Origin of the sequence: Actinomycetospora termitidis (genome assembly GCF_030286555.1) — a bacterium.
GTDB lineage: Bacteria > Actinomycetota > Actinomycetes > Mycobacteriales > Pseudonocardiaceae > Actinomycetospora > Actinomycetospora termitidis.
Window position 1 is genome coordinate 80,276 of the sequence record NZ_JASVWF010000008.1, and the last position, 25,835, is coordinate 106,110.

A 25,835-nucleotide genomic window follows, 5' to 3' on the forward strand; every position below is an offset into this window, starting at 1 on the left:
ATCGCAGCGTAGCGAGGGGGGCCGCGCCCCGGTCAGCGCGCGGGCGCCCCGACGCGGCCGACCCGCGCGGTCGCGACGACGGCGGAGGACCGTCCCTGCACGAAGTCCTCGAGGGTGGTGTCGTTGCAGGCCATGTACAGGGTGGCGAGGTCGTCGTTCCCGAAGGTGCACGACACCGCCTGGGCTCCGCGGACGACGACCTTGTCGGTGATCCCGCCGCCCTCCTCGACGCGGTAGAAGCCGGCGTCGTCGCCGGTGGTGAGGGCGTTGCCGAACCAGACCCCGTCGTCGGCGTCGAGGGCGATGCCGTCGGGCATCATCGTCGGCTCCAGCTGCGCCCAGGTGCGCCGGCCGCCGAGGGTCCCGTCGTCGGCGACGTCGAAGGCGGTGATCCGGCTCCGGAAGGTCTCGGCGACGAGTAGCTCGCCGCCGGAGGTGATCGCCATGCCGTTGGGGAACAGGACCTCGCCCTCGACGCGGCGGACGGTTCCGCCGGGGTCGACGTGGGCCAGCGAGGTCGGCTTCGGGTCCTCCTGACCGACGGCGAAGCCGAAGTTGCCGACGTAGGCGTGACCCGTCGTCGTGACGAGGAGGTCGTTGCCGGGTCCGCCGGCGATGTGGCTGAAGTCGGCGTAGACGGAGACCTCGCCTCCTTCCGGGGCGAGCCGCCGGATGGTCGCGTCGGCCTGCGAGACGACGAGGGTCGACCCGTCGGGCAGGAAGCCGAGCCCGGAGGGCATGCCCGGGATCGTCGCGACGGTCGTCGCCTTCCCGTCCGTGTCGAAGGTGAGGACCTCCGTGCTGAAGAAGTCGCTGGCCCACAGGGCACCGTCGTGCCAGCGCAGTCCTTCGAGGAACTGGTGCCCGGAGGCGAACTCGCTCGGGGTGTGCAGCTTCATCGGGTCACTCCCTGGGGTGCGTGCTCGCGCGCGAGGTCGCGGAGCAGGAACTTCTGGACCTTGCCGCTGGCATTGCGCGGCAGTTCGTCGGTGAGCAGGAGGCTCTCGGGCAGCTTCTGGCGTGCCAGTCGGCGCGCGGTGAGCCAGTCGACGACCGTCGTGAGCGTGATGTCGGCTCCCGCCCGGGGGACGACGACGGCGCAGACGCGTTCGACGAGGACCGGGTCGGGCGAGGAGACCACCGCGACGTCGGCGACGTCGGGGTGTTCGGCGAGCTCGTCCTCGATCTCCTTGGCGCTGATGTTCTCGCCGCCGCGGATGATGATGTCCTTCTGCCGGCCGGTGATCTCGACGTAGCCCTGGTCGTCGATGTGGGCGAGGTCGCCGGTGCGGAACCAGCCGTCGTCGGTGAACGCCTCGACGTTGAGCGACGCGTCGAGGTAGCCCAGGAACAGCTCCGGGCCCCGGACCTGCAGTTCCCCGTCGGGGGCGATCCGGGTCCGCGCCTGGCCGATCGCTCGTCCGTCGGTCCCGGCCCGCCGGTCGAGCGGGTCGGTCTCGTTGCAGGCCGTGGCGGTCGGGTACTCGGTCGACCCGTAGCCGCGACTGACGGTGCAGCCGAGGGCGCTGGTCGCGGCCCGGATCAGGGTGGGTGGCACGTCGGCGCCGCCGCAGGCGAAGGTGCGCAGCGCCCTGACGTCGCGGTCGGCCAGGGACGGGTGGTGGACGAGCCCGTGCAGGAAGGGAGTGGCCGCGACGACGAAGCTGCAGCCGTGCCGCTCGATCAGCTCGAGGGCCGTGCCCGGTTCCCACACGTCGAGCAGCACCACCGACGTGCGCAGCATGAAGGGCAGCTGCATGCCGTAGAGGACGCCGATGATGTGCCCGACGGGCGAGGGCATGAACACCACGTCGGCGGCGGACAACGAGAAGAAGTCGATGATGCTGCGGTTCTCGTGTTCCAGGGTGTGGTGGCTGTGCAGCACGCCCTTCGGGGCCGAGGTGGTTCCCGAGGTGTAGAGCAGCAGCGCGATGTCCCCGGCGGACCGCTCCTCGTCGGTGGGGACGGCCCGGTCCTCCTCGAGGAGGTCCTCGAACCGGACGTGGTCACCGCGGAGGTCGTCGCCCACCACGACCACGTGCGCCAGAGCGGGCGCGTCCGGACGGATCTCGTCGATCATCGCCGGGTAGTCGAACCCCCGGAAGAGCTGTGGGATCACGACGACGCGTGACCCGGCCTGGCGCAGGATGAAGGCCGTCTCGCGGTGCCGGTAGATGGGGATGATCGGGTTGCTGACCGCGCCGAGCCGGATCGTCGCGAGGTGGGTGATGATCGCCTCGGCCCAGTTCGGGAGGAGCCAGGAGACGACGTCGCCCCGGGCGACGCCGCGTCGGCGCAGAGCCGCCGCGAAACGGTCGACCGCGTCGTCGAGCTCGCCGTAGGTCCAGGTCCGGCCGCGGTCGACGACCGCGACGGCGTCCGGCGCCTCACCGGCGGCCGCGGCGAGGTGTTCGTCGATCAGGGTGCCGGCCCAGTGTCCCGCCTCGACCAGCCGCCGGGCTTCCTCGTCGTCGTGCCGGGTGGCCTTCATGCGTGCTCCTCGATGCGGTCGAGCAGGGTCGCCCCGAGTCGGACCTGGAGCTCGGTCGGGTCGCCGTACCAGCCGCGCAGGGCCAGGGCGCGCCGGTAGAACCAGCTCACGTCGCTCTCGGTGGTGAAGCCCATGCCCCCGTGCAGCTGGATGGCGTCCTCGCACACGCGCACGGCGACGTCGGAGGCGTGCGCCTTCGCCGTGCAGGCCAGGAGGTCGAGCTCGGTCGGCGGGGCGGTGTCGGCGTCGCCGAGGGCGGCGAGGCAGAGGTTCTCCAGAGCCGTCGAGCGCGTGTGCATGTCCGCGACGAGGTGCTTGACCGCCTGGAAGGACCCGATCGGGCGACCGAACTGCTCACGCCGCGCGACGTGCTCGACGGTGCGTTCCACGCTGCCCCGCGCGAGCCCACTCAGTTCACAGGCGAGCAGGAGGCGGGCCCAGGACCGGAGGCGGACGACCATGTCCTCGTCCTGCAGCACGGTGCCGGCCTCGACGTCGTCGAACTCGACGCGGGCGAACTCGACGCCGGGATCGGCCCCGGCGAGCGGCTCGATGGAGACCCCGCGGGTTGCAGGGTCGACGAGGCAGACCGCGGCGCCGGCGACCACGACCAACCGGTCGGCCTGCGCGGCGAACCGGACGGCCTCGACGGTGCCGTCGAGCCGCGGACCGCGACGGGTGATCGTGCCGAGGTCGTCGGCCCAGAGGTCGGTGACCCCGGGGTCGACGAGCGCGGGGGGCCGTGCGCCCGTGGCCGGCGCGAGGCCCGGGACCAGCGCGGGGAGCGCGCTGTGTTCCAGCATCGGGCCGCGCACCAGGTGCCGCCCGTACTGCAGGAAGACCGGGCCGAGGGCCGCGAGGGGAACTCCGAGGCCGCCCTGTTCCTCGGGGACGGCGAGGGAGTACCAGCCGAGATCCGCGAACTCCGAGGCCAGCGCGGGGTCCCATCCCCCGCGTTCCAGGAGCTCGTGCCTCCGCTCCGCGTAACTACGGCCGAGGTAGTCGTCGACGGCGGCGCCGTACTCGTCGTGATCAGCCACGGGGCAGTCCCAGGAGTCGTTCGGCCACGATCGTGCGCTGGACCTGCGCCGAGCCGCCGTAGATGGAGGCGGCCCGGGAGTAGAGGTGCTCGTGGGCCCATCGGTCCGATCGCAGCCCGAGGGGCCGTGCGCCCGGGACCGCACGCAGCGGGCCGAGCAGCCCGGCGATCTCCGCGAGCACGGTCTGCTCGGCCTCGTTGAGCACGAGTTTGTCGACGGAGTCGACCGGGGTGGGGCCGGTGTCCGCGGCGAGCCGGTCGGTGGTCCGCCGGGTCTGGGCGTCGAGGACACGCATCGCGATGTGCGACCGCCCGACGGCGGCCCGGACCCGGTCGTCATCGATCCCACCCGAGCGCAGCTGGCCGAGGGCGTCCTCGAGGGCGACCTCCAGCTCGACGCGTCGTCGCAACGTCGCTCCCGAGCGTTCGCTGCCCAGCGTGTGGGAGGTGATGGCCCAGCCCTCGTTCTCGCGGCCGAGCAGGTTCGACCGGGGCACCCGGACGTCGTCGAGGAAGACCTCGCAGAACTCCCGGTCACCGGTCATCTGCCGGATCGGGCGCGTCGTGATCCCGGGGCTCGACATGTCGACGAGGAGGTAGCTGATGCCGGCCTGCTTGCGCACCGACGGATCGGTCCGGACGAGCAGGGCGCACCACTGCGCCTCGTGGGCCCAGCTGGTCCAGATCTTCTGGCCGGTCACCACGTAGTGGTCTCCGTGGAGCACGGCGCGCGTCCGCAGCGACGCCAGGTCGGAGCCCGCCTCCGGTTCGGAGAACCCCTGACACCAGATGTCCGCACCCGAGAGCATCCGCGGCAGCAGGTCCCGGCGTTGCTCGTCGGTGCCGTAGCGGTCGATGGACGGGCCGACGACCTCCAACCCGATCAGCCCGATCGGCTGCGGGGCCCGGGCGCGCACCAGCTCCTCGACGAAGACGAGCTGGTGGGCGTGGGTGAGGGCCTGCCCGCCGGCCTCCTTCGACCAGGACAGGCCGAGCCATCCGGCGTCGAAGAGTGTGCGCTGCCAGCGACGCAGCACCGCGAACCGGGCGTCGAGGTCGAGGGGCACCTCCGGCGGTCCGACGGCGGCCAGCCACTCCCGGGCACGCGCCCGGAACGCGTCCAGTTCCTCGGTCGGCACGGTGCTCACCGGCCCGAGTAGCTCGGGACGCGGCGCTCGAGGAAGGCGTTGACGGCCTCCTTGGAGTCCTCGTAGCCCGACAGCTCGCGCGTCAGTCCCTGCTCGAACTCGTAGCCGGACTTGAGGTCCATGTACTCGATGCCGTTGAGGCTGCGCTTCGCCAGCCGCAGCGTGACCGGGCTGTGCCGGGCGATCGACCGGGCCAGGCCTCGGGCGGAGTCCAGCAGCCGCTCCGGGGGGACGATCTCCACGATCCCGCCGTAGGGCAACAGCTTCTCCGCCGGGTAGAGATCGCCGGTGTAGTGCATCTGCCGCACCACCCCCTGCGGGACCAGCCGCGAGAGGTGCTTGGCGCCCCCGAGCACGCCGACGTTGACCTCCGGCGTCGCGAACTGCGCTCCCTCGGCCGCGACGACGAGGTCGCAGGAGGCGGCGATGGCGAGCCCGGATCCGACGGCGGCGCCGTGCACGGCGGCGATGACCGGGAGCGGGGCGTCGTAGATCGCCCAGAACGCCTCGCGGGCCAGCTGCAGCCGCTCCGGGGCGTTGTCGGGGTCCATCGTGCGGAACTCGGCGAGGTCGTTGCCCGCGCAGAAGTGCCGGCCCCGCCCGGCGAGCACGACCACACGAGCGCCGGGCAGGTAGTCACCGACGTGCCCGAAGAACTCGCGGATTTCCTCGTAGAGGTGCTGGTCGGTCGCGTTCACCGGTTCGCGGTGGAGCCACACCGTCGCGACCCCGTCGCGCAGCTCGTGGTCGAGCAGCGTCAGTTCCTGCATCGTCGTCGTCCTCGGCTCGTCGGGTCAGCGGTGGTAGGCGGCGGCGAACGCCTCGAGCTCGCGCGGGATGTCGTGCCCGGCGGGCTGGAAGTGCAGGTGGTCGCACCCGGCCTTCTCGAGCCCGTCGATGCGGTCGCGCCACTGGTCGCGGGACAACGACACCCCCGCCGCGGTCATCACCTCGCCGGTGACGAACGGGCGGTCGACGTCGTTGACGCCGACCACGTGGCGGTCGTGCAGGGCGATGTGCCGGACGTTCTCCGGGATGTGGTCGTAGGCGGCGGCCCAGACGTGGCCGGCCTCGCCGAGCAGCTCGTCGATGACCCCGTGCTCGACCGCCCAGTGCAGGTACAGACCGGCGGCGTGGCCGGCCGCGTCGATGGCGCGCTCGGAGCCCGGGTCCTCACCCTCGTCGAGCACGGTCCCGATGACCATCATCATCTGGTCCCGGTCGAACTCGGGATCGGGCGCGGTGATCCGGAACAGTTCCGCGCCGAGGTCGCGGGCGACCTGCGTGCCCTTCGGGCCCTCACCGGCGACCCCCCAGGGCACCGAGATCGGGAGAGCCGGACCGAAGCGCTCGTCGGGCTGGATGAGCTGCATGATCGCGCCGTCCCACTCGACCTGTTCCCCGCGCAGGAGCGCCTGCACGGTCAGGGCGTAGTGCTTCACCTTCGCCCACGGCACCGGTGGCCTGCCCATCGCGAGGCGCCCCGTGAAGCCGCTGCCCACCCCGACGAGAACGCGGTCCTCTCCGACGGCGTGGACGAGCGTGGTGATCGCCGACGCGGTGACCATGGGGTGACGGAGGCTCGGGATGAGCACCCCCGGACCCAGCACGATCCGCTCGGTCCGCTCGGCCGCCTGGTGGAGCATCATCCAGACGTCGGGGTAGAGCGCGGGCGAGTCGTAGCACAGCGCCCGCTCGTAGCCGAGCTCCTCGGCGATGCGGATGTGCTCCGGGGTCTCCAGCGACGTGGCGAACGAACAGCCCAGCTTCATTGAGGGATCTCCCAGCCGTCGAGTCGGGCCCACCTGCCGCGGCCGGCGGTGTCGGGCGACAAGAAGGTGGCAGCGACTCCCGCGCGATGTCAACCATCACTAACTGCTCACCCTGTCAGCGAGCGGTGCAATCGCGCACTCGTGCAGCTGCTCGAGCAGGGAAGAAGGGCCTGTTGTAGCCGTCGGGTCTGGCGCAACCACCGGCACGTCCGCCACGATGTCCATGAACGGTAACTCTCATGACGGAGGTCTCGAGGTGTTGATCCACTGCCTGACGCTCAGGTTCACGACGTCCGCGTCCGACGCGGACGTCGCAGCGTTCGCCCGCGCGGTGGAGCGGCTACCGGGGCAGGTCGGCGTTCCGATGACCACGCGCCACGGTGTCGATCTCGGGGAACGCCCGACCAACGGGGACTACGCGGTGGTCAGCGAGTTCCGGAACGCCGAGGACTTCCGGACCTACCTCGGACATCCGGCCCACCGAGCTCTCCCGGCGAACCACGTCGAGAGCATGCTCAGCGTCCAGTTCGTGCTCGAGGACGAGTGAACCGTCAGGCGGCCGCGGCCGGCCGGTGCACGATCGTCACGACACCGGGACGAAGCGCACGGGCAGGGTGTGCAGCGAGGGGAAGATCAGCGACGGGTGGCGTGCGGGGAAGCCGGCGAGCTCGACGCGCTCGTAGCGGCGGGCGACGGCGGCCACGGTCTCCTGGAGCTGGACGCGGGCGAGCGGTGCACCCAGGCAGTGGTGCAGTCCGCCGCCGAAGGACAGATGCCGGGCCGCGTTCTCCCGGCGCAAATCAGGCGCCGTGGGGTCGGCGAAGACCCGTTCGTCGAGGTTGGCCGCCCCGACCAGAGCCAGGACCCGCGCTCCGGCCGGGAGCACCGTCCCGTCGCTCGCGGCGTGGTCCTCGGTGAGGATGCGCGTCACCACCTGCACCGGCGCGCGCAGCCGCAGCGTCTCCTCGACCATGCCCACGACGAGCGTGGGGTCGCTCGCGACCCCGCCCAGCAGTCCGGGGACGGTCGCGAACAGTTCGACGACGTTCGTGATGGACGTCCGCGTGGTCTCGAAGCCCGCGTCGAGGACGGTGTGCATCACCGAGAGCACCTCGTCGTGCGACAGCTCCCCGGCCTCCTCGGCCGCGAGCAGCCGGCGCACCAGCTCGGGAGGTTCGGTGAGCCGGCCGAGCAGGTCGTCGAAGTAGTCGAAGTAGGACTGCGTGACCTCGTCGAGTCGGGCCTGCTGCTCCGGGGCGAGCGGGAAGTGGGAGAAGATCGCCAGGAATTCGAGCTGGGTCGCGAGCAGCGGAGCCCAGTCCTCGTCGGGCATCCCGATGAGCAGGCGCAGGACCCCTCGGGGCACACGGGCCGCCAGCTCGACCGCGTCGACGACCCCGCCCGCGGAGAGCGCGTCGAGCTCGGCGGCGACCTCGGCCGCGGCAGCCGCCCGCAGCAGGTCGGACTGCCGCGCGGTGAACAGCGCACCGACCACGCCGCGCAGTCGCGTGTGGATCGGGCGATCGGTCTGCACCAGGTTGGCCCGTAGCCGCCGTCGCGCCGGACCCTCGGGCATCCAGCCGGGCGCGTCCTGGCCGGGCGGTTGCACGCGCGCCGAGGTCGTCCGCACCACGGCCTGGACGTCTTCGTGGCGGGACACCAGCCAGACCTCGTCCTCGGACGCCCCGATCCGCAGCACGGGTGCCTCGTCGCGCAGCGCCCGATAGGCCTCGGCCCGGTCTCCCACGAGGAACGCCGGGTCGTCGAGGTCGGGCATCGTCGTGGTCATCTCGTGCGCTCCCGGTGAGTGGTGGGTGGAGCGCGACGAGATCCCGGCGGGTCCGACGTGCTGTGACCCCGACCATAGGGAACCCGAGATACATCAGACCAATACCGACTTGCACATGAACCGATAAGCCTTTTCTGATGCTCTGCGCGGAGGGGCCGCCTGCCGCGGTCGGACAAGGATCCCGTCCGGTCTTGTCCCCGTGCGCCCTGGTTCCCCGGGAAGCCGGCGAGCAGGGTGGTGTCCGTACGCGCCGCTCGACCGAGTTCCAGGAGGACGCGATGACGCAGCCAGGACGCGGGGGCGCGCTCGGCATGATCGAGACCAAGGGCCTCGTGGGCGCCATCGAGGCGGCCGACGCCATGGTCAAGGCCGCGAACGTCGAGGTGGAGGGCTACCGGACCCTGCGCAACGGCCAGGTGTCGGTGCTCGTCCGCGGCGATGTCGGGGCCGTGAACGCCGCGGTGGACGCCGGGAGGATCGCCGCGGCCCGGGTCGGGGAACTCTACGCCACCCACGTCATCCCCCGTCCGCACGGCGACACCGAGGCGATCGTCGACGCGGCGATCACACCGCCCCGCTGATCAGGCGGTCCCGCCGCCCAGCTGCAGCAGGCGCAGTGCCACGTCGGCGCGCATCCGGTCGTCGTGGCGGGCGAGGTCGAGGCCGGTCAGCGCCTTGATCCGCTCGAGCCGGTAGCGCAGCGTCTTGTGGTGGACGAAGAGCTTCTCGGCCGCGACGCGCTGGGAGCAGTCCGCGTCGAAGAAGGCCCGCAGGGTCCGCACCAGCGACCCGTCGTTGTCCCGGTCGTAGGCGACCAGCGGTCCGGTGACGTCGTCGACGAAGGTCTGCAGGTCGGGGTCCGACCCCGACCCGAGCAGCAGCCGGACGACGCCGAGCTCCTCGTACAGCGAGACCTGGTTTCCGCCGAGGCGGTGGGAGGCGGAGAGCGCCGTGCGGGCCTCGTTGAACGCGGCCGGGAGTGCCTCGGCGTCGTCGTGCGGTCGGCTGATCCCCCACGACGACCGGATGCCCGGGTCCTCGGCGTGGATCGACGTGACGATCTCCTGCACCAGCCGGCGGGCGGCGGGCACGTCCAGCCCCTCGGCGACCGCGACCACCAGGTCCCCCCGCAGGCCGACCAGGGCGAGGCGCGGCCCGTCCTCGCGATCACGGAGAGCCCGGACGACGTCCCGGCGCAGCCGGTCGGTCCGTGAGGTGTCCCAGCCCCGGTCGACCGCGATCTCGTCGACGTTCTCGAGGTGCCCGTGCAGGACGCGCAGGCGGGACCCGAGGAGGACGCCCATCTGCTGCGCGCGGGCCCGGGCGGCGACCCGGTGCTCCGGCGGACCCTGGACGAGGTCCCAGAGCACCTCGTTCAACGCCTCGCGCCGTGCCCGGCTCGCGGCCCGTTCCCGGAGCAGCGTCAACGAGCACGCCATCGCGACCTGGCCCGCGACGGCGTCGAGCATCTCCTCCTCGTCGCCACCCGGGAGCAGGCAGACCCAGCCGACCTCGTCGCCGTCGGAGTGGACCGGCTGCAGACGCGCGGCGGGCGGCACCGATCCCGGTCGCCGGGGCAGCCGGCCCGCCCGCGTGAGGGGCGGCATCGTCTCCGGGAGGCTGCCGCCACCGTGGACGGCGACCCGCGTCCCGGTCGCGTCGTAGATGCCGACCTGGCACCCGACCTGGGTCGCGACGCGTCGCGCGATCGCCGGCAGTCCCCCGCCCTCCAGCACGGTGGTCAGCAACGCCTGCTGGAGCTCCGCGGTCCGGCCCAGCACCCCGACCTGGTGCTTCAGTGCCGCGTGCGCGTCGCCCAGCCGGCCGTTGGTCCGGATCTGCTCGTCGTGCTCACGGGCGCTGCGCAGCGCGATCGTCGCGAAGTTGGCCAGGGTGACCATGCGCCGGACGTCCTGCTCGGTGAAGACCGAGGGTCGACGGCGCCAGACCTCGAGGACACCGAGGAACTCGCCGGGGAGTTCGAGGGGGACGGCGAGCGCCGACTCCGTCTGCTCCCGCTCGGCCAGCCCGACGAAGTCGCGGCTGATGGTGCGGTCCTCGACGTAGCGGTCGACCTTCGCCGGGGCGCCGGTCTCGAACACCAGGCCGGCGACGCCCTGACCGCGACGCATCCGCAGGCGGGCCGTGTCGATGACCCGGTGGCCGACGCAGGACCGCATCCGCACCTCGTCGCCCTCGACGAGCAGCACCCCGCAGATGTCGGCCTCGAGGAGGGCCATCGTGCGGGTCGCGATGGAGAGCAGCAGCTGGTCCACGTCGTGCAGGGCGAGCAGCTGCTCCACGACCTCGGTGACGGTCGCGGTCTCCTCGGCGGCGGCGTCGGTGGCGCGGCGGGCGTCGCAGCGGTCGACCGCGAGCGTCGCCCACGCGCACGCCTGCCCGAGCAGCGTCCGGAGCTCCCCGGACACCGGTGGGCACTCCCGGGCCCACGTCACGGCGACGCGGCCCACCTGCATCGTCCGGCCGGGCACCGTCGGGGAGCCGGCGTCGACCTCGACCTCGACGACGCCGCCGAGGGCCTCGGACGCGGCTCCGCGCACGGCCGCGAGCGCGGCGTGGGCCGAGGCCGGGACGGAGGCGAGCAGCGACCGGAGTCCGTCGCCCTCGTCCCGCGGGTCGGCGGGACGGTCCACGTCGACCGGCCTCATCGGGTACCTCTCCGTGGTCAGGGGCGGAGCAGTGCCTTGAGCGTAAGTCGCCCGGAGGTGCGGCGGTACGCCTCCGCGGCGTCGGCGAGCGCGACCGTCTCGGTCGCGATCACGCCCGGATCCAGTGACCCGGCCCGCACGAGCGCCAGCAACGGCTCCGCGTCGCGCATGACGTCGCCGATGGCGAAGGACAGTCCGAGTTCCTCGGTGAACGCCCGGGCGGCCGGCAGTTCGACGGTCGCGCCCGGCACTCCGACGGAGGCGATCCGGCCACGTCGGCGCACCAGGTCGAAGGCCGACCCGAGCCCGCGCTCCCCACCCACCGCGTCGACGACGACGTCGGCACCCCGCCCGTCGGTGGCGGCGTCGACGACCTTGCGCGCCTCGTCGGGTGCGGCGGCGAGCGCACCCTCGCGGGCGACGATCTCCCGGCGGTCCGCGACCGGCTCGACGACCACGACGACGCCCGCCCCGACGGCCTGGGCGACGAGGCTCGTCACCTGCCCGACCGGACCGCCGCCCAGGATCGCGACGGTCTCCCCCGGCGCCACCTCGGCCCGCCGCAGCGCGGCGAAGCCGGTGGCGACGGTGTCCCCGAGCAGCACGGCCGCGTCGAGGTCGACCCCCTCCGGCAGGCCGACCAGGACCGTGTCGGCGTGCGGGACGCGGACGAACTCCGCCTGCGCCCCGGCGAGAGGGGGCCCGAACACCGTCCCCGTCCCGAAGAACCGGCGGTCCGAGCACTGCCAGTGGTCTCCGCGGCGGCACCACCAGCAGCGTCCGCAGGCGGTGTAGTCCGCGCCGACCACGAGGTCGCCGATCCCGTGCTCGCGGACCTGCTCGCCGCACTCGACCACGTCCCCGACGAACTCGTGGCCGAGCACGAAGCCCCGCGGCAGGTCGTCGGGATGGGCGAGGACGTGCAGGTCGGTGCCGCAGACCGCGGCGCGGCGCACCCGCACGATCGCGTCGGTGGGCGCGCAGAGGCGCGGCTCTGCGACCTCCTCGACGCGCACCGTGCCGTGCCCGGCGTGCACGACGGCCTTCACGATGCGGCCTTCACGACGCCCTCGGCATCGCGCCCAGTCGCTCGCGGATCCGGTCCCCCGCCTCGCGGAGCGCGGCGAGTTCCTCGGGCGCGAGCGGGATCGTCACGATCTCCCGGAGTCCCTGCCGGCCGAGCCGCACCGGCAGGCCGAGGTAGACGTCGCGGATGCCGTAGCTCCCGTCGGCGAGCACGGCCGCGGACATCACCTCGTCGCTCTCGCGGACCATGGCGAGCACCATCCGCGCCGCCGACATCCCCGGCGCCAGGAACGCGCTCCCGGTCTTCAGCAGGCCCACGACCTCGCCGCCGGACCCGCGGGCCCGGTCGACGACCGCGTTCAGGCGAACCGGCGGCACCACCTGCGGGAGCGGCCGGCCGCCCGCCGTCGCGCGCGACAGCGGGATGACCATCTCCTCGCCGTGGCTGCCCAGGGCGATCGCGTCCACGGACCGGGCGCGCCCGGCCCCGTCCTCGAGCGCGACCAACGCCTGGAAGCGCGCCGTGTCGAGGACGCCCGCCATGCCGAGCACCCGCGACGACGGGAACCCCGACGAGGTCCACGCGTGCTGGGTCATCTCGTCGAGCGGGTTGGTCACGACGACGACGACCGCCCGCGGCGAGGTCGCGGCGACCCGGCGCGCGAGGTCGCCCACGATCGCGGCGTTCGTGCTGACGAGGTCGGCGCGGGTCATGCCCGGCTGTCGCGGTCTGCCCGCGGTGATGACGACGTAGTCGGCCGGGCCCGCCTCCTCGACGGTGCCGACCCCCCGCACCCGGGTCGCGAAATCCGACAGCGCCGCGGTGTGCTGCAGGTCCAGCGCGATGCCGGCCGCGCGGCCTTCGTCGATGTCGACGAGCACGACCTCGTCGAACACGTCCGCGTCCGCGAGGCGCATCGCGGCGATCATCCCGACGTGGCCCGCGCCCACCACGACCACGCGCTCGGTGCCTCCGCTCCGGTCCGGGGCGAGACCGCCGGGCAGCGGAGCGCCCCGTCGGAAGAGCGCGGGCGACGGCGGGCGCATGGTGTGGACGGTGCCCCGGTCGGCGAGGTCCGGGACCGGGGTCGCCGGCGAGGAGGCCGGCCGGTCGATGCCGTCCGCGTCGGCGATCGTCACGCCGAGCTCGCGCGCCCGCTCCCGGGCGAGCGGGGTGACGACGTCCCGCGGGCCGACGCGCAGGGTCGCGCCGCGGGCGGCCGCCGCGTCCACGTCGGACGCGCCCCAGACGTTCATGCCTGCTGCCCCTTGATCTCCTCCAGGGCGGCGACGGCCGCGTCCCGCGCGGACTGCACCTCGCTCTCGGTACCGGAGAGGAACATGCGGCCGAACCGGCCGACGGCGCGCAGCTCGATGACCGTGATCGACGCGGCCTTCTCGGCCTCGTTCGCGGCGACGGAGATGTAGGCGGCGGGCGCGACCTCCATGATGAACAGGCTCTGCCCCGGCATCAGCATGCTGCCCTTGCGCCACTTGTTGAGCAGCTGCGCCTGGTAGGGGTGCACGTTGGTGATGAACTGCGTCGAGGCGATCGTCGGCGCGATGCGGTCGGTCTCGAGCAGGCCGAACTCGTCGAGGACGGCCTGCCCGGAGGCGAGCACCTCCGCCTGCTGCTCGGAGTGGATCTCCAGCAGGCCGAACTCGCGCTCGATGATCTGCAGGGCGGGCCGGACCCCCGCGGCCTTGAGGGCGATGTCGGCGGCCCGGAACACGTCGTTGCCGGGCGCCATCTCGATGTAGAGCTCGGCCATGCCGGCGATCGGGACATCGCCCGGGCTCGTCGCGGCGATATGGGCCGCGCACTGGGGCTGCATGCGGTCGATGAAGGCGTAGGTCCGCAGGGACGTGCCCGACCTCGGACTGGTCATGGAGTCGCTCCTTCGGGACAGCTCCTGGCGATCCCCAGTGGCGTGATGAGCAGGGCGTGCGGATGGGTCACGACGGTGCGGTGCAGGTACTGCGCCAGGACCTCGCCGGCGCGCGGGATCATGAGCGCGCCCCCGGCCAGGTACAGCGGCAGGTCGGCGTCGACGCCCCGCGTCATCGACCGGATGGACTCCCCGATGCGGTGCAGGTTCGGGACGACGATGGGCAGGGCCTCGGCCGGACGCTCGCGCTTGAAGCGTTCGGCCCCGGCGAGGTCGACGTCCAGCGCCCCGGCGAGGACCAGGTCGAGGTGGTGACCTCCGCCGGGTCGGTCGTCGAGCCGCTCGAGCTCGCCACCCCGGAACACCCCGACCCCGGTCGAGCCGCCGCCGACGTCGACCACCACACCGTCGGTGACCTCCAGGGTTCGTTGCGCGGCGCTGACCTCGTCGACGAGCTCCACCCGGTCGAAACCCGCCGTCTCGCAGACGTAGGTGCAGGCCCGGGCGTCGGCGACGGGGATGCACGGCGGGTAGGCCGTCGCCGCCGTCGTGAGCTCGAGGCCGAGGGCCTCCTGCGCGGTCTCCCGCAGCGTCCGCACGGTGGCGACCGCCTTCGCGAAGTCGACGACGACCCCGTCGTGCAGCGCGCCGGAGCCCGCGGACTCGACCCACACCGGCTCGTCGTCGTCGAGGACGACGAGCACGCAGCTCGCCGTGCCGAGGTCGACCCCGACGCGGGGACGACGCGGCACCCCTCCCGGAGGTGCGCCGATCCGAGCGGCTGCCGCGGCGAGGAACGCGTCGGGTCCCCCCACCGGCGTCAGACCTCGACGCTGTCGTAGACGCTGCGCCATGGCCGGACCTCGTGGGCGACTCGCTTGATGTTGATCAGGTGCAGGGGTGTCACGTTGTCCGAGCAGATCGACCCGCTCCAGGTGCCGGTCCCGAGCTGGAAGGACGGATCGACGTCGGTCGAGTAGCCCATCCCGCCGAAGAGCGCCGGGGTGTTCACGACGATGCGTCCGGCCGGCAGCGCCGCGAACGGCGCGAGCTCGTGCGGGTCGGCGGCGTGGACCGCCGTCGTGTGGCCCTCTCCCCCGAGCGCCAGGATCTCCCGGCACCGGGCCAGGCCCGCCTGCGGATCCCGGGCGCGGTAGACCGACAGCACCGGCCCGAGGATCTCCCGCGAGAGCGGGGTGTCCTCCCCGACCCGGTCGAGCTCGCAGGCGAGGACGCGGGTGGATTCGGGCACCGCGAACCCGCACAGCTCCGCGAGACGGCGGGCCGACTGCCCGACGCTCGCCGGCCGCAGAGCGCCCCGCTCGTCGAAGAGCACGTCGACCAGAGCGGCCTGCTGGGCGGGGTCCATCCAGAACGCGCCGCGCTCGGCGAACGCCGTGAGGAAGTGGTCGGCGACGGAGTCGACCACGACGACCGACTGCTCCGCCACGCACGCGGTGCCGTTGTCGAACGACTTCGAGGTGATGATCATCTCGGCCGCCTCGGCGGCGTCCGGGACGCTGGCGCCGACGTAGGCCGGGACGTTCCCGGCGCCGACGGCGATCGTCGGCTTGCCGCTGGAGTACGCCGCACGCACCATGCCCGGCCCGCCCGTGGCCAGGACCAACGCGATCTCCTCGCGCCGCATCAACTCGGCCGTGGCCGCGAGGGTGGGTGCCTCGAGACAGGACACGATGCCCTCGGGGGCGCCGGCCGCCACGGCGGCCTCGGCCATGATCTCGGCGGCGCGCAGGGTGCAGCGCGCGGCTCTCGGGTGCGGGGCGTGCACCACGGCGTTCCCCGACTTCACCGCCGCCAGGCTCTTGAACAGCGCGGTCGAGGTGGGATTCGTGACGGGGATGATCCCGGCGATGACGCCCATCGGGCTGCCGATGGCCGTGACGCGGGAGGCCTCGTCGGTCCACAGCACCCCGACGGCCCGGCGCTCGAGCATCCACTGCGCGACGAAGCCGGTGTTGTAGCGGTTCTTGTAGATCTTGTGCTCGTAGACGCCGTAGCCGGTCTCGTCCACGGCCATCCGTGCGAGCTCCTCGGCCGCCTTGGTGCCGGCCCGCGCCATGGCCCGGACGTAGACGTCGAGGGTCTCCTGGTCGACGCCCTCGAGACGGCGCACCGCCTCCTTGGCCGCACGGGCCTTGGCGCGGACGTCGGCGAGGCCGGCGAGATCGGCGTCGTCGGAGACGAAGCGCAGCGGAGCTCGACCATGACTCTGCACCGCGGTCATGCCCACCTCCTCGGATCAGTGGCGGGCGTCAGCCCTTCGGGCGGGCCAGGATCGCGAGGATGCCCTCGGTCTCGTCGTGCGGACGCGGGATGACGTGCACGGACACGACCTCGCCGGCCTTGCCCGCGGCCACGGCGCCGGCGTCGGTCGCGGCCTTCACCGCGCCGACGTCGCCGCGGACCATGACGGTCACCAGGCCGCCGCCGATCTCGCGGTGGCCGAGGACCTGCACGTTGGCGGCCTTCACCATCGCGTCGGCGGCCTCGATCGCGCCGACGAGTCCCTTGGTCTCGATCAGGCCGAGCGCGCCGCGCATCGTCACCGCGCCGGTCGTGCCCGCTCCGGCCGGGGCCGTCGTCGTTGCCATGTCGTCCTCCCGTGACTGGGTGCTGCTGTGGGGTGCGGTGCGCGGCGTCAGGCCGTGCGGTGCAGGTCTGCCTCGTGGCGGATGACCGAGTCGGCGATCGCGACGACCGCCCGGTCGGTCGGGGTGTCGGGACCGGCCGCGACGCGGGCGGCGCTGCCGGTGGTCATGAGGACGACGTCTCCGCTGCCGGCGCCGATCAGGTCGACCGCGACGCAGATGGCGCCGTCCCCGGCCGGCTCGTCCCCGGTGGTGTCCTGCACCAGCAGGAGCGAGACGTTGTCGAAGCCGGGTGAGCGGACGGTGGCCACGACCTGGCCCACCACGCGTCCGAGCAGCATCGCCGGCCTCCTCGTCGAGAGCACTGTCCCGGCACCCTGTGAGCCAGGTCTCGCCGGATGCCGCCGACGCTAGGGCGGGGACGACACCGGAGGCGCTATCCCGCCCGGACAACGTCGCCCGGTTCCGCTGTCCTTCGCTGCCCTGGCTCGGACGGGTACCGACCTCGACGCTGGACCGTGATCGGAGCCACATCCCGCGCCCGTACCTGGAGGTCACCGGTGATCCGCGACGAGGACGCCCAGTTCCACCCGCCGACCAGTGACGACCCGCTGTGGGCCGAGACCAACTACTTCGGGCTCTACGCGGGCCAGGACACCGAGCGACCGGTGAACATCGGGCTCTACGCCCTGCACCGCAAGACGATGGGCATGGTCGGCTCGACGGTGTCGATCAACTCCCGACGCGTGCGCGAGCCGTGGATGGCCGAGTACTGGGACTCCCAGAACCTCCCGGCGCCGGAGAGCCTGCTGGACTACGAGCTGCTCAACGGCCTCAAGGTGGTGTGCACGAAACCGAACCAGGTCTGGGACGTCGACTACTCGGACCCGGCGGCCGGCGTCGAGATCCACTTCCGCTACACGGCGATCATGCCGGCGTACGACATCAACGACCCCGAGCAGGACCCGCTCGCCGCCGACCGCGACATGGCCAAGACCTGGGGCCACGCCTACGCCGGGCATTTCGACCAGTCCGGGCACTACGAGGGCGAGGTCTCGGTCCGCGGACGCACCCTGCCGATCGACTGCGTCGCGACGATGGACCACAGCTGGGGCGTGCGCTCCGAACGCCAGACCTCGCGCCTGTCCTGGATGCACGCCCACTTCGGCGAGGACCTCGTCGTCCACGGCCTCTTCGACTTCGACACGGCGGGCGGTCCCGACGGCGAGTCCCCGCTGCGGCTGACCCACGGCTACCTCGTGGAGAACGGCGAGCTGCACGGCCTGTCGGCCGGCCACGGGGTCACGCAGCGGCGCGGTCTCTACCCCGAGCACATCGCCATAGAGGTCAGTGCCGGGGACCGGACCGTCGCCGTGGAGGGCGACGCCCTGACCACCTTCCCGTGGCTGTCCCAGCCGGGCGTGGTCGGGCACAACGTCCTGCTGCGGTGGAACGCCGAGGGTCGGACGGGGTACGGCGAGTGCATGGACTTCGTCGGGCTCGGGGAGCTCGGCGCCGTCTACGACCGCTCGTGACCCCGGAGCCCGTGCGTGCCGTCGTGTTCGACCTCGACGGCACGCTGGTCCAGACCCGGATCGCGTCGTGGGAGGTCTTCGAGCCGATCAACCGCAGGCACGGGCTCGGCGTCGACACCCCGCAGCGCTACTTCGACCTGTTCCGGGGCAACGTCTTCTCCTCGATCCGCGAGGTCAGCTCCACGGAGGCGCAGGCGAGCGCGGCGACCGCGGACTTCCTCGCCGCCCTGCGCTCGCAGTACGCGCCGCCCCTGGTACCGGGGATGCACGCCGTGGTCCGGCGCCTGGCCTCGCAGTGCACGCTCGCGGTGATGTCGTCGAACGCGATGGAGGTCCTGCGTCGGGTCCTGGTCGACAACGACCTCGCCTACTGCTTCGCGCACGTGTTCGGCGGTGACGTCGCTCCTGACAAGCGGGCCGCCCTGCGGTCGTTCCTCGCCGACGCCGGCAGCGGCTACGGCCGGCGGTGCTCCGCCGACTACGACGAGGCCGGCGACGCGGACCGGCCGGACGCCGCGACGACGGTGCTCGTCACCGACACCGCCGGCGACGTCCGCGACGCCCGCGAGGTCGGGGTCCGCGTCGTCGGGGTGTCGTGGGGGATGCACTCCGCGCGGGAGCTCACCGAGGCGGGCGCGGAGTTCGTCGCGCTGTGGCCCCAGGAGGTGCTCTCGCACCTGCTCGGCGACGAGGCCGCCCGCGAGCCGACGGGCGCGTGCGCGGTCCCGCAGCAGAGCTCGACCGACTGCGGGTGCGGCTGCTCCACATCGGGCGCCGGCGCGGTGGATTCCGCGCAGGAGGGGCCGGGTGAGCGGCGCCGTCGTCGTCGTCGCGAGGCGGTCGCCGCCACCAGCGATGGCACAGCGCTGACACCTGACGTCAGGACGGCGCCACTCGCACGTCCGAGCGGTCCCACGGACGATCTGCTGGACGCCATGCGCCGGATCTGCGGTGGGTGACTCACCGGTCGGGGCGCTGAACTTCCGGGACCTCGGCGGCCTGCCCGCCGGTCCCGGCCGCCGGACCCGCCGTGGCGTGCTGTTCCGCAGCGACACCCTCCAGGCACTGACCGACGACGACGTCGCCCTGCTGGTCGACCGCCTCGGCCTCGAGGTCGTGATCGACCTGCGCATCGGCGACGAGGCCGTGCAACAGGGCCGCGGGCCCCTGGTCGGCCGCGACGTCACCTACCTGAACGCGCCGCTGCGCGAGGCCGAGCCGAACGACGAGCCGCCCGCGCGACAGGCGCTGCTGTTCTCGCTGATGCACCTCGAGGCACCGACCTCGGTGCTCGGCTCGGTGATCCGGGCGGCCGCCGCGTTCGCCGGCCGCCCCACCGTGGTGCACTGCGCGGCGGGCAAGGACCGCACGGGCCTCGTCGTCGCGCTCCTGCTCGCCCTGGCCGGTGTCGATCGTGCGGCCATCGTCGCGGACTACCTCGCCAGCGGTCCGAACATGGACGCGGTCAAGGCGCGTTTCGCGACGTGGCCACGCTATGCGTCGCACATGGCCACGGTGGCGCCGGAGCTCTACATGGCCCACGAGCCGACGATCCCGGGGCTGTTCGAGGCGCTCGACGGCCGCTATGGCGGGGTGCGGGGCTGGGCACTGGCCCGTGGCATCGACGAGGGCCTCCTCGACCGGTTTCCTGCCCTTCTCACCGAGCCCGAGGCCACGTAGGGCAGGTTGCCTCCCTATTCTCGGAAGCGTCGAGACCGAGGGAGGCTCCGTGCGGTGACCGAGCCATCCGGTGAGATCGTCGTCTACACGACGCCCGACGGCGGGCCGAAGGTCCAGCTACGCGCGGTCGGCGGCACGGCCTGGCTCTCCCAGACCGAGATCGCCCACCTGTACGGCACGTCGGTGCAGAACATCGACCAGATCGCCCGCCGCGTCCTCGGGGACGGCGAGGTGACAGCCGCAACTGTCAATTCAGAGTTGAGAGTTGCCCTGGAGGGCAAACGGCAGGTCCGTCGGCAGGTGAAGGTCTACAACCTCGACCTGATCCTCGCGATCGGCTACCGGGTCTCGACGCCGCGCGCGGTGCAGTTCCGCCAGTGGGCGACCACGGTGCTGCGGGAGTACCTGATCAAGGGCTTCGCGCTCGACGACCCGCGGCTACGAGACCCGGCGGCCGACTACTTCGACGAGCTGCTCGCCCGCATCCGCGACATCCGCGCCTCGGAGAAGCGCTTTTACCTCAAGGTGCGTGACCTGTTCGCGGCATCGAGCGCCGACTACGACGGCAGCACGGAGACGGCCCGCACGTTCTTCGCCACGATCCAGAACAAGCTGGTCTACGCCATCACCGGCCGGACCGCCGCCGAGCTCGTGCTCGAACGGGCCAATCCGGCATCGCCCACCATGGGACTCACGACGTGGGACGGCGAGCGGATCCGCAAGTCCGACGTCGAGATCTCGAAGAACTACCTGCACGAGAAGGAGATCACCCAGCTCAACCGGCTCGTCACACGGTTCCTCGACTTCGCCGAAGACCGTGCGGAGCGTCGCGAGACGATCTTGATGCAGGAGTGGATCGCCCAGACCGACCGGTTCCTCGAGTTCGACGAGCGCGAGGTCCTCGACGGACCCGGGCGGGTGTCCGCGGAGCGCATGCGGTTCGAGGTCGGGGAGCGCTACATGGCCTGGGACGGGCAACGGCGCGCGCGTGAGGCCGAACGCGCGGCTGTCGAAGAGGAGAACGATCTCCGGGAGCTGCTCGCATTGGAGCAGCGCTGCGACCCGGAGGACGACGGGATCCCGTGACCGAGATCGATGGACCGGCGAGACGGCCGGGCTGAGTCACTCCGCAAGGGCCGCGCGACCCAGGCCCAGCAGCAGCGGACGCACCTCCGGGAGGTCGACGGCGAACCGGCGGAAGCCGAGCCCCAGGAGCCGGGCGGCCACCTCGTCGCGGACGGTGCCCGACAGTCGGACGCCCACCGGGGTCGCCACCGACGCCACCAACCCGTCGAGCATCCGCACGACCGTCGGGTCCAGCGCGTGGCGCGGGTCGACGGCGAGCAGCCCCTGCGCGACGTAGGAGTCGAGCGGCTCGGCGGTGAGGAACTGGCGGGCCGGGATGCCGAACACGGCCGCCTGCAGCGCGCGGATCTCCAGCCACACCACCGCACTGTCGCCCGCCAGGCCGCCCACGTTCGCCACCGCCCGCGGGCTCGTCAGGTAGGTCCCGACGCCGGGTGCGTCCGGTCCCTGGTCGAGGGCGGCCAGGGCCGCGGCCTCGGCCGGGTCGGAGACGTGCCGGACCGCCAGGCGCAGGCGCCCGGAGTAGCCCGACTCCGCGACCGCACGGATCAGACCCTCGCGCTGGGCCACGATCAGCTCGGGCACGCCGAGCGGCATGGCGAGCTCGGGGTGCCGGGTCGTGACCGCGGTCTGCTGCAGCAGCTCCCGCGACTCGTCGGCGAGCAGGTCGATCGCCCGGACGTCGACGTCGTGGGAGCCCGCGGCGGCGAGCAACGGTCCGAACTGGGACGCGACGGCGTCCCGGACCTCGGAGAACGTGCCGGACCCGTCGAGTCCCTTGTCCAGCACGGTCTCCACGAGACGGGTCAGGTCTCCGGAGGCCGCGAGGACGTCGTCGACGGCGGTCACCAGACCGCTCGCGCCGGCGGCGAGGGCCGCCGCGGCGTCCGTCGGCACCGTGATGCGAGCGAGCACCTCGCAGCCCGACGCCTCGGCAGCCGCGCCGAGCAGGGTGTCCATCGCCTCCGTGGCCTCGGCGGGCGTCGTCGTCGGGAGCGCGCCCGCGATGAGCTCGCCGGAGGCACCGTCGAGTGCGACCGGCTCCCCCTCGGCGATCGTCCGGTCACCCACGCGCGCGACGCGGGCGTCCGCGTCGATCACGAGGTCGGAGGCCCCGACCACACAGGTCGTGCCCAACGCGCGCGCCACCACGGCGGCGTGGCTGGTGGAGCCACCGGTCGAGGTGACGATGCCGGCCGCGGCGATCATGCCGTGCAGGTCCGCGGGACTCGTGACGGAGCGACCCAGAACGACCGCCACGCCGGCGTCGGCGCGCTCCATGGCCCGGTCGGGGTCGAGCACGAGCTCCCCGGACACCTGGCCGGGGCACGCACCGATGCCGGCGACCAGGACCCGTCCCGCGGCACGGGCCTCCGCGAGCGCGTCCGGATCGAACCCGGGGCGTTGCGCCTGGCGGAGCTGGTCGGCCGTGACGAGGGACAGCGCGCGGGAGGGGGACGCGGTGCCGTCGGCGAGCAGGTCCGCGGCGATGCGGACGGCCGCCTCCGGGGTGCGTTTGGCGCTGCGCACCTGCAGGAACCAGAGGACCCCGTGCTCGACGGTGAACTCGATGTCCAGCACGTCGCCGTGGCGGGCCTCGAGATCCAGGCAGGACCGCTCGAGCTCCGCGAGCAGGTCAGGTGGGAGCGCCTGCTGGACGGGGTCCGGCGTGCGGATGCCGGCCACGACGTCCTCGCCCTGGGAGTGGGCGAGGTACTCGCCGTAGAGACCCGGCTCCCCCGTCACCGGGTTGCGGGTGAAGACCACCCCGGACCCGGAGTCGTCGTCGAGGTTGCCGAAGACCATCGACTGCACGACGACGGCCGTGCCCATGTCGTGCGGGATGCCGTGGTGCTCGCGGTAGGTCCGGGCCCGCCGGGTGTTCCACGACCGGAAGACCGCCTCCACCGCGTGCACCAGCTGGTCCCACGGCGTCGCCGGGACGCTCTCGCCGAGCTCCTCGTCGAGAGCCGCCTCCGCGGCCGCCCACACCCGGTCGTACACCGCGCCGGGCTCCTCGCCGGGCTCGACGGCGGTCACCAGCGCGTCCACCGCCGGCCGGTCGTCGAGTGCCCCCAGCACGATCTCGGAGTACATGGCGTGGAAGCGCGCGACGAGATCGGCCATGAACCGGGCGTCCGAGGAGCGCTCCGCGATCGCGACCGCGGCGTCCCGGGACAGCCCGAGGTCGAGGACCGTGTCCATCATCCCCGGCATCGACACCGGCGCGCCGGAGCGCACCGACAGCAGCAGGGGTTCCGGACCGGCCCCGAAGGTCTTGCCGCTCGCGGCCTCGACGGCGTCCAGCCGGGCCCGCAGCTCGGCCGTGAGCCCGTCGGGAAGCGCCCGGTCGGCGAGGTAGACGTGGCAGGCGGCGGTGGTGACGACGTAGCCGGGAGGGACCCGCAGCCCGTCGCGGGTCAGCCGCACCAGGCCCGAGCCCTTGCCGCCGAGCGCGTCGACGTCGACCGGCCCGTCGTCGGTGAACGCCCGGGTCCAGGGGGTGCCGGTCACTCCGTGCGCTCCCGTCCGAGCGTGCGGAGCAGGTCCTCGTGGAACTCGAACCAGATGGTGTGCACCGAGTCGCGCATTGGCGAGGACACCAGGTCGTGATCGCCGGAGTCGATTCCCGCGAGAGCCGCCTCGAAGCGCGTCGAGTAGGTCGAGAACCGGGCGTCGTGCGCGGCCAGCGCGGCGACGAGTCCCTCGAGCCGGCCCACGAGCCGCTCGATGCGGGTGATGACCTTCTCGTCGTACTCCGCGTCGCCGTGGTCGTTCGTGACCTTCCGGCCGCCGACGTCGACCTGCTGCCAGGACGACATCGCCGTCAGGAACTGCGTGTTGGTGGTCTCGAACCTCCCATCGAGCGCCTCGACCTCGGGGTCGGCGCGCACGGGTGCGTAGACCTCGGCGGCGGTGGCAGCCAGGGCCGGCTCGGCCTCGTTCGTCGGCAGGGCCGAACCACCGGCGACGACGACGAGCCCGGCGCCGGCCAGGCTCTCGAGGCGCTTCTCCACGTCCGCGGGCGATGCGGCGATGACGGCGGCGATCGTGGGGGCGTCGGCCATCTTCTTCAGGGCGAGGACGTTCAGGACGTCGTAGTCGGGCTTGTCCATGCGGATGTGCGCTCCTCCGTCGCGCCTGTGAGTACTTGTGGCGGTCATCGCCGCCACAAGTACTCACGAGGCGAAGCCACCTACAGCCAGCGGTACTTCGAGCGCGTCGGACTGATCCCCTCCGGGAAGGGCAGGTAACCGGCGCCGGAGAAGATCTTCGAGGGCACCGTCTCCTGGGCGAACCCGCGCTTGGTGATGTCGTAGTAGTAGTTCGACACCCGCTGGTCGATCTCCCACAGGTCGTAGTCCCGGCAGGCCTTCTCGTAGGTCCCGGCCTTGCGCATGTGCGGGAGGATCATGTCGATGTAGTAGACGTACTGGCCGTTCCAGATGAGGTCGCGGCGGCACATCTTCGACGTCTTCGTGTAGAGCTTCAGCGTCGCGGTCTGCACCCGGCCGAGGTGGTCGTCGAGCTGGCTGATCGGCACGTTGTAGACCTCGCCCATCGGCGTGTCCCACTTCTCGCGGACGAACACCGCACCGCCGACCACGGCCTGCAGGTAGTTCTTCGGCCGCGTGAAGGTGGTGGAGATGTCGTTGACCCGGATCTCCTCCAGGCTCATGATCTCCGGGTCCAGCACGAGCGCGAGCGTGTAGACGTGCGGGAGGCCGGCGTCCTCGCAGACGTCGCTCCAGTGGAAGACCTCCTCGTTGACGAAGAGGTCGCGCAGGATCAGCAGCTTGCCGTCGGGCAGTTCGTAGGGTCCGGTGTCGCCGAGGCCGAGCCGGCAGTCGTAGTGGTCGAGGAACGCGAGGAGTTCCGCGGCCGCGTTGAACCGGGTGAACTTGGCGTGCTCGGGACCGTCCGGGTCGAGCGGCTCGATCTGGTTGACGATCGAGTCGAGGAAGTCCTGCTCGTGGATCCGGCAGCGATAGCGGTCCTGCGAGTTGAGGATGTAGCCGTCCTGACGCTTGCCCCACAGCACGCGCTGCATGAACTTGAGGATCTCGTTCGATTCCTCGACGTACTCGTCGGGCTTGATGGCCTCGAGGGCGAGCAGGCCGCAGCGGCCCATGCCGAACCCGACGGCGCCGATGCACCAGTCGTGCACGGCGTTGACCTTGGTGCCGATCTCGCGGCGCGCGGAGGCGCCGATGTCCATGATCCCCTGCGCGCCGCCGACGGCCTCGGTGGTCATCGCCATGAGTTCCGGCCACCGGTAGAACTCGTGCATGAAGGCCAGGATCTCGTACTCCTGGCGGGGGATCATGCCCGAGACACCCTCGGTGGCCCGCATGACGAGCACGTCCCAGATGTTCCAGGCCAGGTAGTTGTTGAGGTCGTTCAGCTCGGCGATGGTGAAGTGGTCGCGGAGGACGTCCTCCTTGCTGACCTTCTCCAGGACCCCGCTCGTCGCGCGGGACCGCATCATCTTGTCGCCCTTGATGCCGTCGGTGACGGGTTCCATCCCGACGAAGTTGCCGGTGTAGGTGAGGTCCTGGAAACGCAGGCCCTCGTCACCCTCCTCGTAGCGCCGGCGGAAGGTGGCGCGCTTGCCCTCGGTCGTCGTCATTGCCGCTCCTGGTCGCGTGTCGTCGGCTCGGTGTCTTCTGGGTCCGTGCTCAGGCCGCGACCACGCGGCCGGTGTCGTTGTCGGTGCAGTCGAGACGCACCCGCTTGCCGTCGAGCTCGCGGGCGATCTCCTCGAAGTGGGTCTCGTCGGTGTTGCCGACGACGTAGCGGGAGTCGCTGTTGGTGAGGTGCGCGGTCATCACGCACGGCGTCTGGAACTCGCGCGAGAGGATGCCGAGGTGCGATTCCGGTGCGCCGGACATCGTGATCACGCCGATGGCGCCCATCGAGAGGGCCGGTGCGAGGAACGTGGTGGTCCCGCCGCGGACCAGCAGGATGTGCTCCGCGAGCTTGCCCGACTGGATCAGGCTGATCACGTCCGCCGGGGACGACAGGTACTTGATCGTGCCCTCGGGCGACTTCTGCGTGTCGAAGACGTTGTAGCCCTCGGCGAGGACGTCGGCCATGAGTTC

25 protein-coding genes are annotated in these 25,835 nt (G+C 72.3%); 6 read left to right on the top strand and 19 right to left on the bottom strand.

The annotated features are described in order from the left end of the window. Positions 1–32: 32 nt before the first annotated feature. From QRT03_RS27290 to QRT03_RS27315, 6 genes are read right to left on the bottom strand one after another with little or no spacing between them, the layout of a single operon-like run. Positions 33–899, bottom strand: coding sequence for an SMP-30/gluconolactonase/LRE family protein (locus QRT03_RS27290; RefSeq protein ID WP_286056306.1), 867 nt, complete (start codon positions 897–899; stop codon positions 33–35). After that, on the bottom strand, positions 896–2,491 hold the full coding sequence (locus tag QRT03_RS27295; RefSeq protein ID WP_286056307.1) for an AMP-binding protein: 1,596 nt from the start codon (positions 2,489–2,491) through the stop codon (positions 896–898). The genes QRT03_RS27290 and QRT03_RS27295 overlap by 4 nt, the downstream gene beginning before the upstream one ends. Further along, positions 2,488–3,531, bottom strand: coding sequence for an acyl-CoA dehydrogenase family protein (locus QRT03_RS27300; protein WP_286056308.1), 1,044 nt, complete (start codon positions 3,529–3,531; stop codon positions 2,488–2,490). Before QRT03_RS27300 ends, QRT03_RS27295 begins: the two co-directional genes overlap by 4 nt. Continuing rightward, on the bottom strand, positions 3,524–4,678 hold the full coding sequence (locus QRT03_RS27305; RefSeq protein WP_286056309.1) for an acyl-CoA dehydrogenase family protein: 1,155 nt from the start codon (positions 4,676–4,678) through the stop codon (positions 3,524–3,526). Before QRT03_RS27305 ends, QRT03_RS27300 begins: the two co-directional genes overlap by 8 nt. Continuing rightward, the gene (locus QRT03_RS27310; RefSeq protein ID WP_286056310.1) at positions 4,675–5,448 is read right to left on the bottom strand and encodes an enoyl-CoA hydratase-related protein; all 774 of its coding nucleotides are present in this window, start codon (positions 5,446–5,448) and stop codon (positions 4,675–4,677) included. Before QRT03_RS27310 ends, QRT03_RS27305 begins: the two co-directional genes overlap by 4 nt. 24 nt (positions 5,449–5,472) lie before the next feature. Further along, on the bottom strand, positions 5,473–6,450 hold the full coding sequence (locus QRT03_RS27315) for an LLM class flavin-dependent oxidoreductase (RefSeq protein ID WP_286056311.1): 978 nt from the start codon (positions 6,448–6,450) through the stop codon (positions 5,473–5,475). Between the two features lie 223 nt (positions 6,451–6,673). On the opposite strand from QRT03_RS27315, the gene QRT03_RS27320 reads away from it, so the two are divergent. Then, a complete protein-coding gene (locus tag QRT03_RS27320; RefSeq protein ID WP_286056312.1) occupies positions 6,674–6,997 on the top strand; it encodes a Dabb family protein in 324 nt (107 codons plus the stop codon). A gap of 36 nt (positions 6,998–7,033) precedes the next feature. On the opposite strand, the gene QRT03_RS27325 is transcribed toward QRT03_RS27320, so the two are convergent. Then, on the bottom strand, positions 7,034–8,239 hold the full coding sequence (locus tag QRT03_RS27325; RefSeq protein WP_286056313.1) for a cytochrome P450: 1,206 nt from the start codon (positions 8,237–8,239) through the stop codon (positions 7,034–7,036). 278 nt (positions 8,240–8,517) lie between these two features. On the opposite strand from QRT03_RS27325, the gene QRT03_RS27330 reads away from it, so the two are divergent. Further along, positions 8,518–8,820: a BMC domain-containing protein gene (locus tag QRT03_RS27330; protein ID WP_286056314.1), complete on the top strand. Its 303-nt coding sequence runs from the start codon at positions 8,518–8,520 to the stop codon at positions 8,818–8,820. On the opposite strand, the gene QRT03_RS27335 is transcribed toward QRT03_RS27330, so the two are convergent. The 8 genes from QRT03_RS27335 to QRT03_RS27370 form a co-directional block, all read right to left on the bottom strand. Further along, complete coding sequence (locus QRT03_RS27335; RefSeq protein WP_286056315.1) at positions 8,821–10,908, bottom strand: helix-turn-helix domain-containing protein; 2,088 nt, start codon at positions 10,906–10,908, stop codon at positions 8,821–8,823. A gap of 17 nt (positions 10,909–10,925) precedes the next feature. Further along, positions 10,926–11,957, bottom strand: a complete 1,032-nt coding sequence (locus QRT03_RS27340) for an alcohol dehydrogenase catalytic domain-containing protein (RefSeq protein WP_286056316.1) — start codon at positions 11,955–11,957, stop codon at positions 10,926–10,928. 10 nt (positions 11,958–11,967) lie between these two features. Beyond that, entirely contained in the window at positions 11,968–13,191 is a 1,224-nt protein-coding gene (locus QRT03_RS27345; RefSeq protein WP_286056317.1) for a malate dehydrogenase, read from the bottom strand. Continuing rightward, positions 13,188–13,823, bottom strand: a complete 636-nt coding sequence (locus tag QRT03_RS27350; protein WP_286056318.1) for a BMC domain-containing protein — start codon at positions 13,821–13,823, stop codon at positions 13,188–13,190. Before QRT03_RS27350 ends, QRT03_RS27345 begins: the two co-directional genes overlap by 4 nt. Beyond that, entirely contained in the window at positions 13,820–14,638 is an 819-nt protein-coding gene (gene eutJ / locus QRT03_RS27355) for an ethanolamine utilization protein EutJ (RefSeq protein WP_286056319.1), read from the bottom strand. The genes QRT03_RS27350 and eutJ overlap by 4 nt, the downstream gene beginning before the upstream one ends. 5 nt (positions 14,639–14,643) lie before the next feature. After that, a complete protein-coding gene (locus tag QRT03_RS27360; protein ID WP_286056320.1) occupies positions 14,644–16,068 on the bottom strand; it encodes an aldehyde dehydrogenase family protein in 1,425 nt (474 codons plus the stop codon). A gap of 28 nt (positions 16,069–16,096) precedes the next feature. Next, positions 16,097–16,384 carry a BMC domain-containing protein gene (locus QRT03_RS27365; protein ID WP_286056537.1) on the bottom strand — a complete coding sequence of 96 codons (288 nt, stop codon included), beginning with the start codon at positions 16,382–16,384 and terminating at the stop codon, positions 16,097–16,099. A gap of 98 nt (positions 16,385–16,482) precedes the next feature. Further along, the gene (locus tag QRT03_RS27370) at positions 16,483–16,773 is read right to left on the bottom strand and encodes a EutN/CcmL family microcompartment protein (RefSeq protein ID WP_286056321.1); all 291 of its coding nucleotides are present in this window, start codon (positions 16,771–16,773) and stop codon (positions 16,483–16,485) included. Between the two features lie 219 nt (positions 16,774–16,992). Between QRT03_RS27370 and QRT03_RS27375 the strand changes: the two genes are divergently transcribed. The 4 genes from QRT03_RS27375 to QRT03_RS27390 are packed head-to-tail and all read left to right on the top strand — an operon-like array spanning position 16,993 to position 20,733. Next, positions 16,993–17,967, top strand: a complete 975-nt coding sequence (locus QRT03_RS27375; RefSeq protein WP_286056322.1) for a DUF7064 domain-containing protein — start codon at positions 16,993–16,995, stop codon at positions 17,965–17,967. 11 nt (positions 17,968–17,978) lie between these two features. Then, complete coding sequence (locus QRT03_RS27380) at positions 17,979–18,926, top strand: HAD family hydrolase (protein WP_286056323.1); 948 nt, start codon at positions 17,979–17,981, stop codon at positions 18,924–18,926. Further along, positions 18,919–19,647, top strand: a complete 729-nt coding sequence (locus tag QRT03_RS27385) for a tyrosine-protein phosphatase (protein ID WP_286056324.1) — start codon at positions 18,919–18,921, stop codon at positions 19,645–19,647. Before QRT03_RS27380 ends, QRT03_RS27385 begins: the two co-directional genes overlap by 8 nt. Positions 19,648–19,701: 54 nt before the next feature. Continuing rightward, entirely contained in the window at positions 19,702–20,733 is a 1,032-nt protein-coding gene (locus QRT03_RS27390; protein WP_286056325.1) for a virulence RhuM family protein, read from the top strand. Between the two features lie 36 nt (positions 20,734–20,769). On the opposite strand, the gene QRT03_RS27395 is transcribed toward QRT03_RS27390, so the two are convergent. The 4 genes from QRT03_RS27395 to QRT03_RS27410 form a co-directional block, all read right to left on the bottom strand. Next, positions 20,770–23,247, bottom strand: a complete 2,478-nt coding sequence (locus QRT03_RS27395) for a pyruvate, phosphate dikinase (protein ID WP_286056326.1) — start codon at positions 23,245–23,247, stop codon at positions 20,770–20,772. Further along, positions 23,244–23,849 carry a hypothetical protein gene (locus QRT03_RS27400; protein ID WP_286056327.1) on the bottom strand — a complete coding sequence of 202 codons (606 nt, stop codon included), beginning with the start codon at positions 23,847–23,849 and terminating at the stop codon, positions 23,244–23,246. The genes QRT03_RS27395 and QRT03_RS27400 overlap by 4 nt, the downstream gene beginning before the upstream one ends. A gap of 80 nt (positions 23,850–23,929) precedes the next feature. Beyond that, positions 23,930–25,363, bottom strand: a complete 1,434-nt coding sequence (locus QRT03_RS27405) for a hypothetical protein (protein ID WP_286056328.1) — start codon at positions 25,361–25,363, stop codon at positions 23,930–23,932. 49 nt (positions 25,364–25,412) lie between these two features. Further along, the gene (locus QRT03_RS27410; protein WP_286056329.1) at positions 25,413–25,829 is read right to left on the bottom strand and encodes a PEP-utilizing enzyme; all 417 of its coding nucleotides are present in this window, start codon (positions 25,827–25,829) and stop codon (positions 25,413–25,415) included. Between the last annotated feature and the right edge of the window lie 6 nt (positions 25,830–25,835).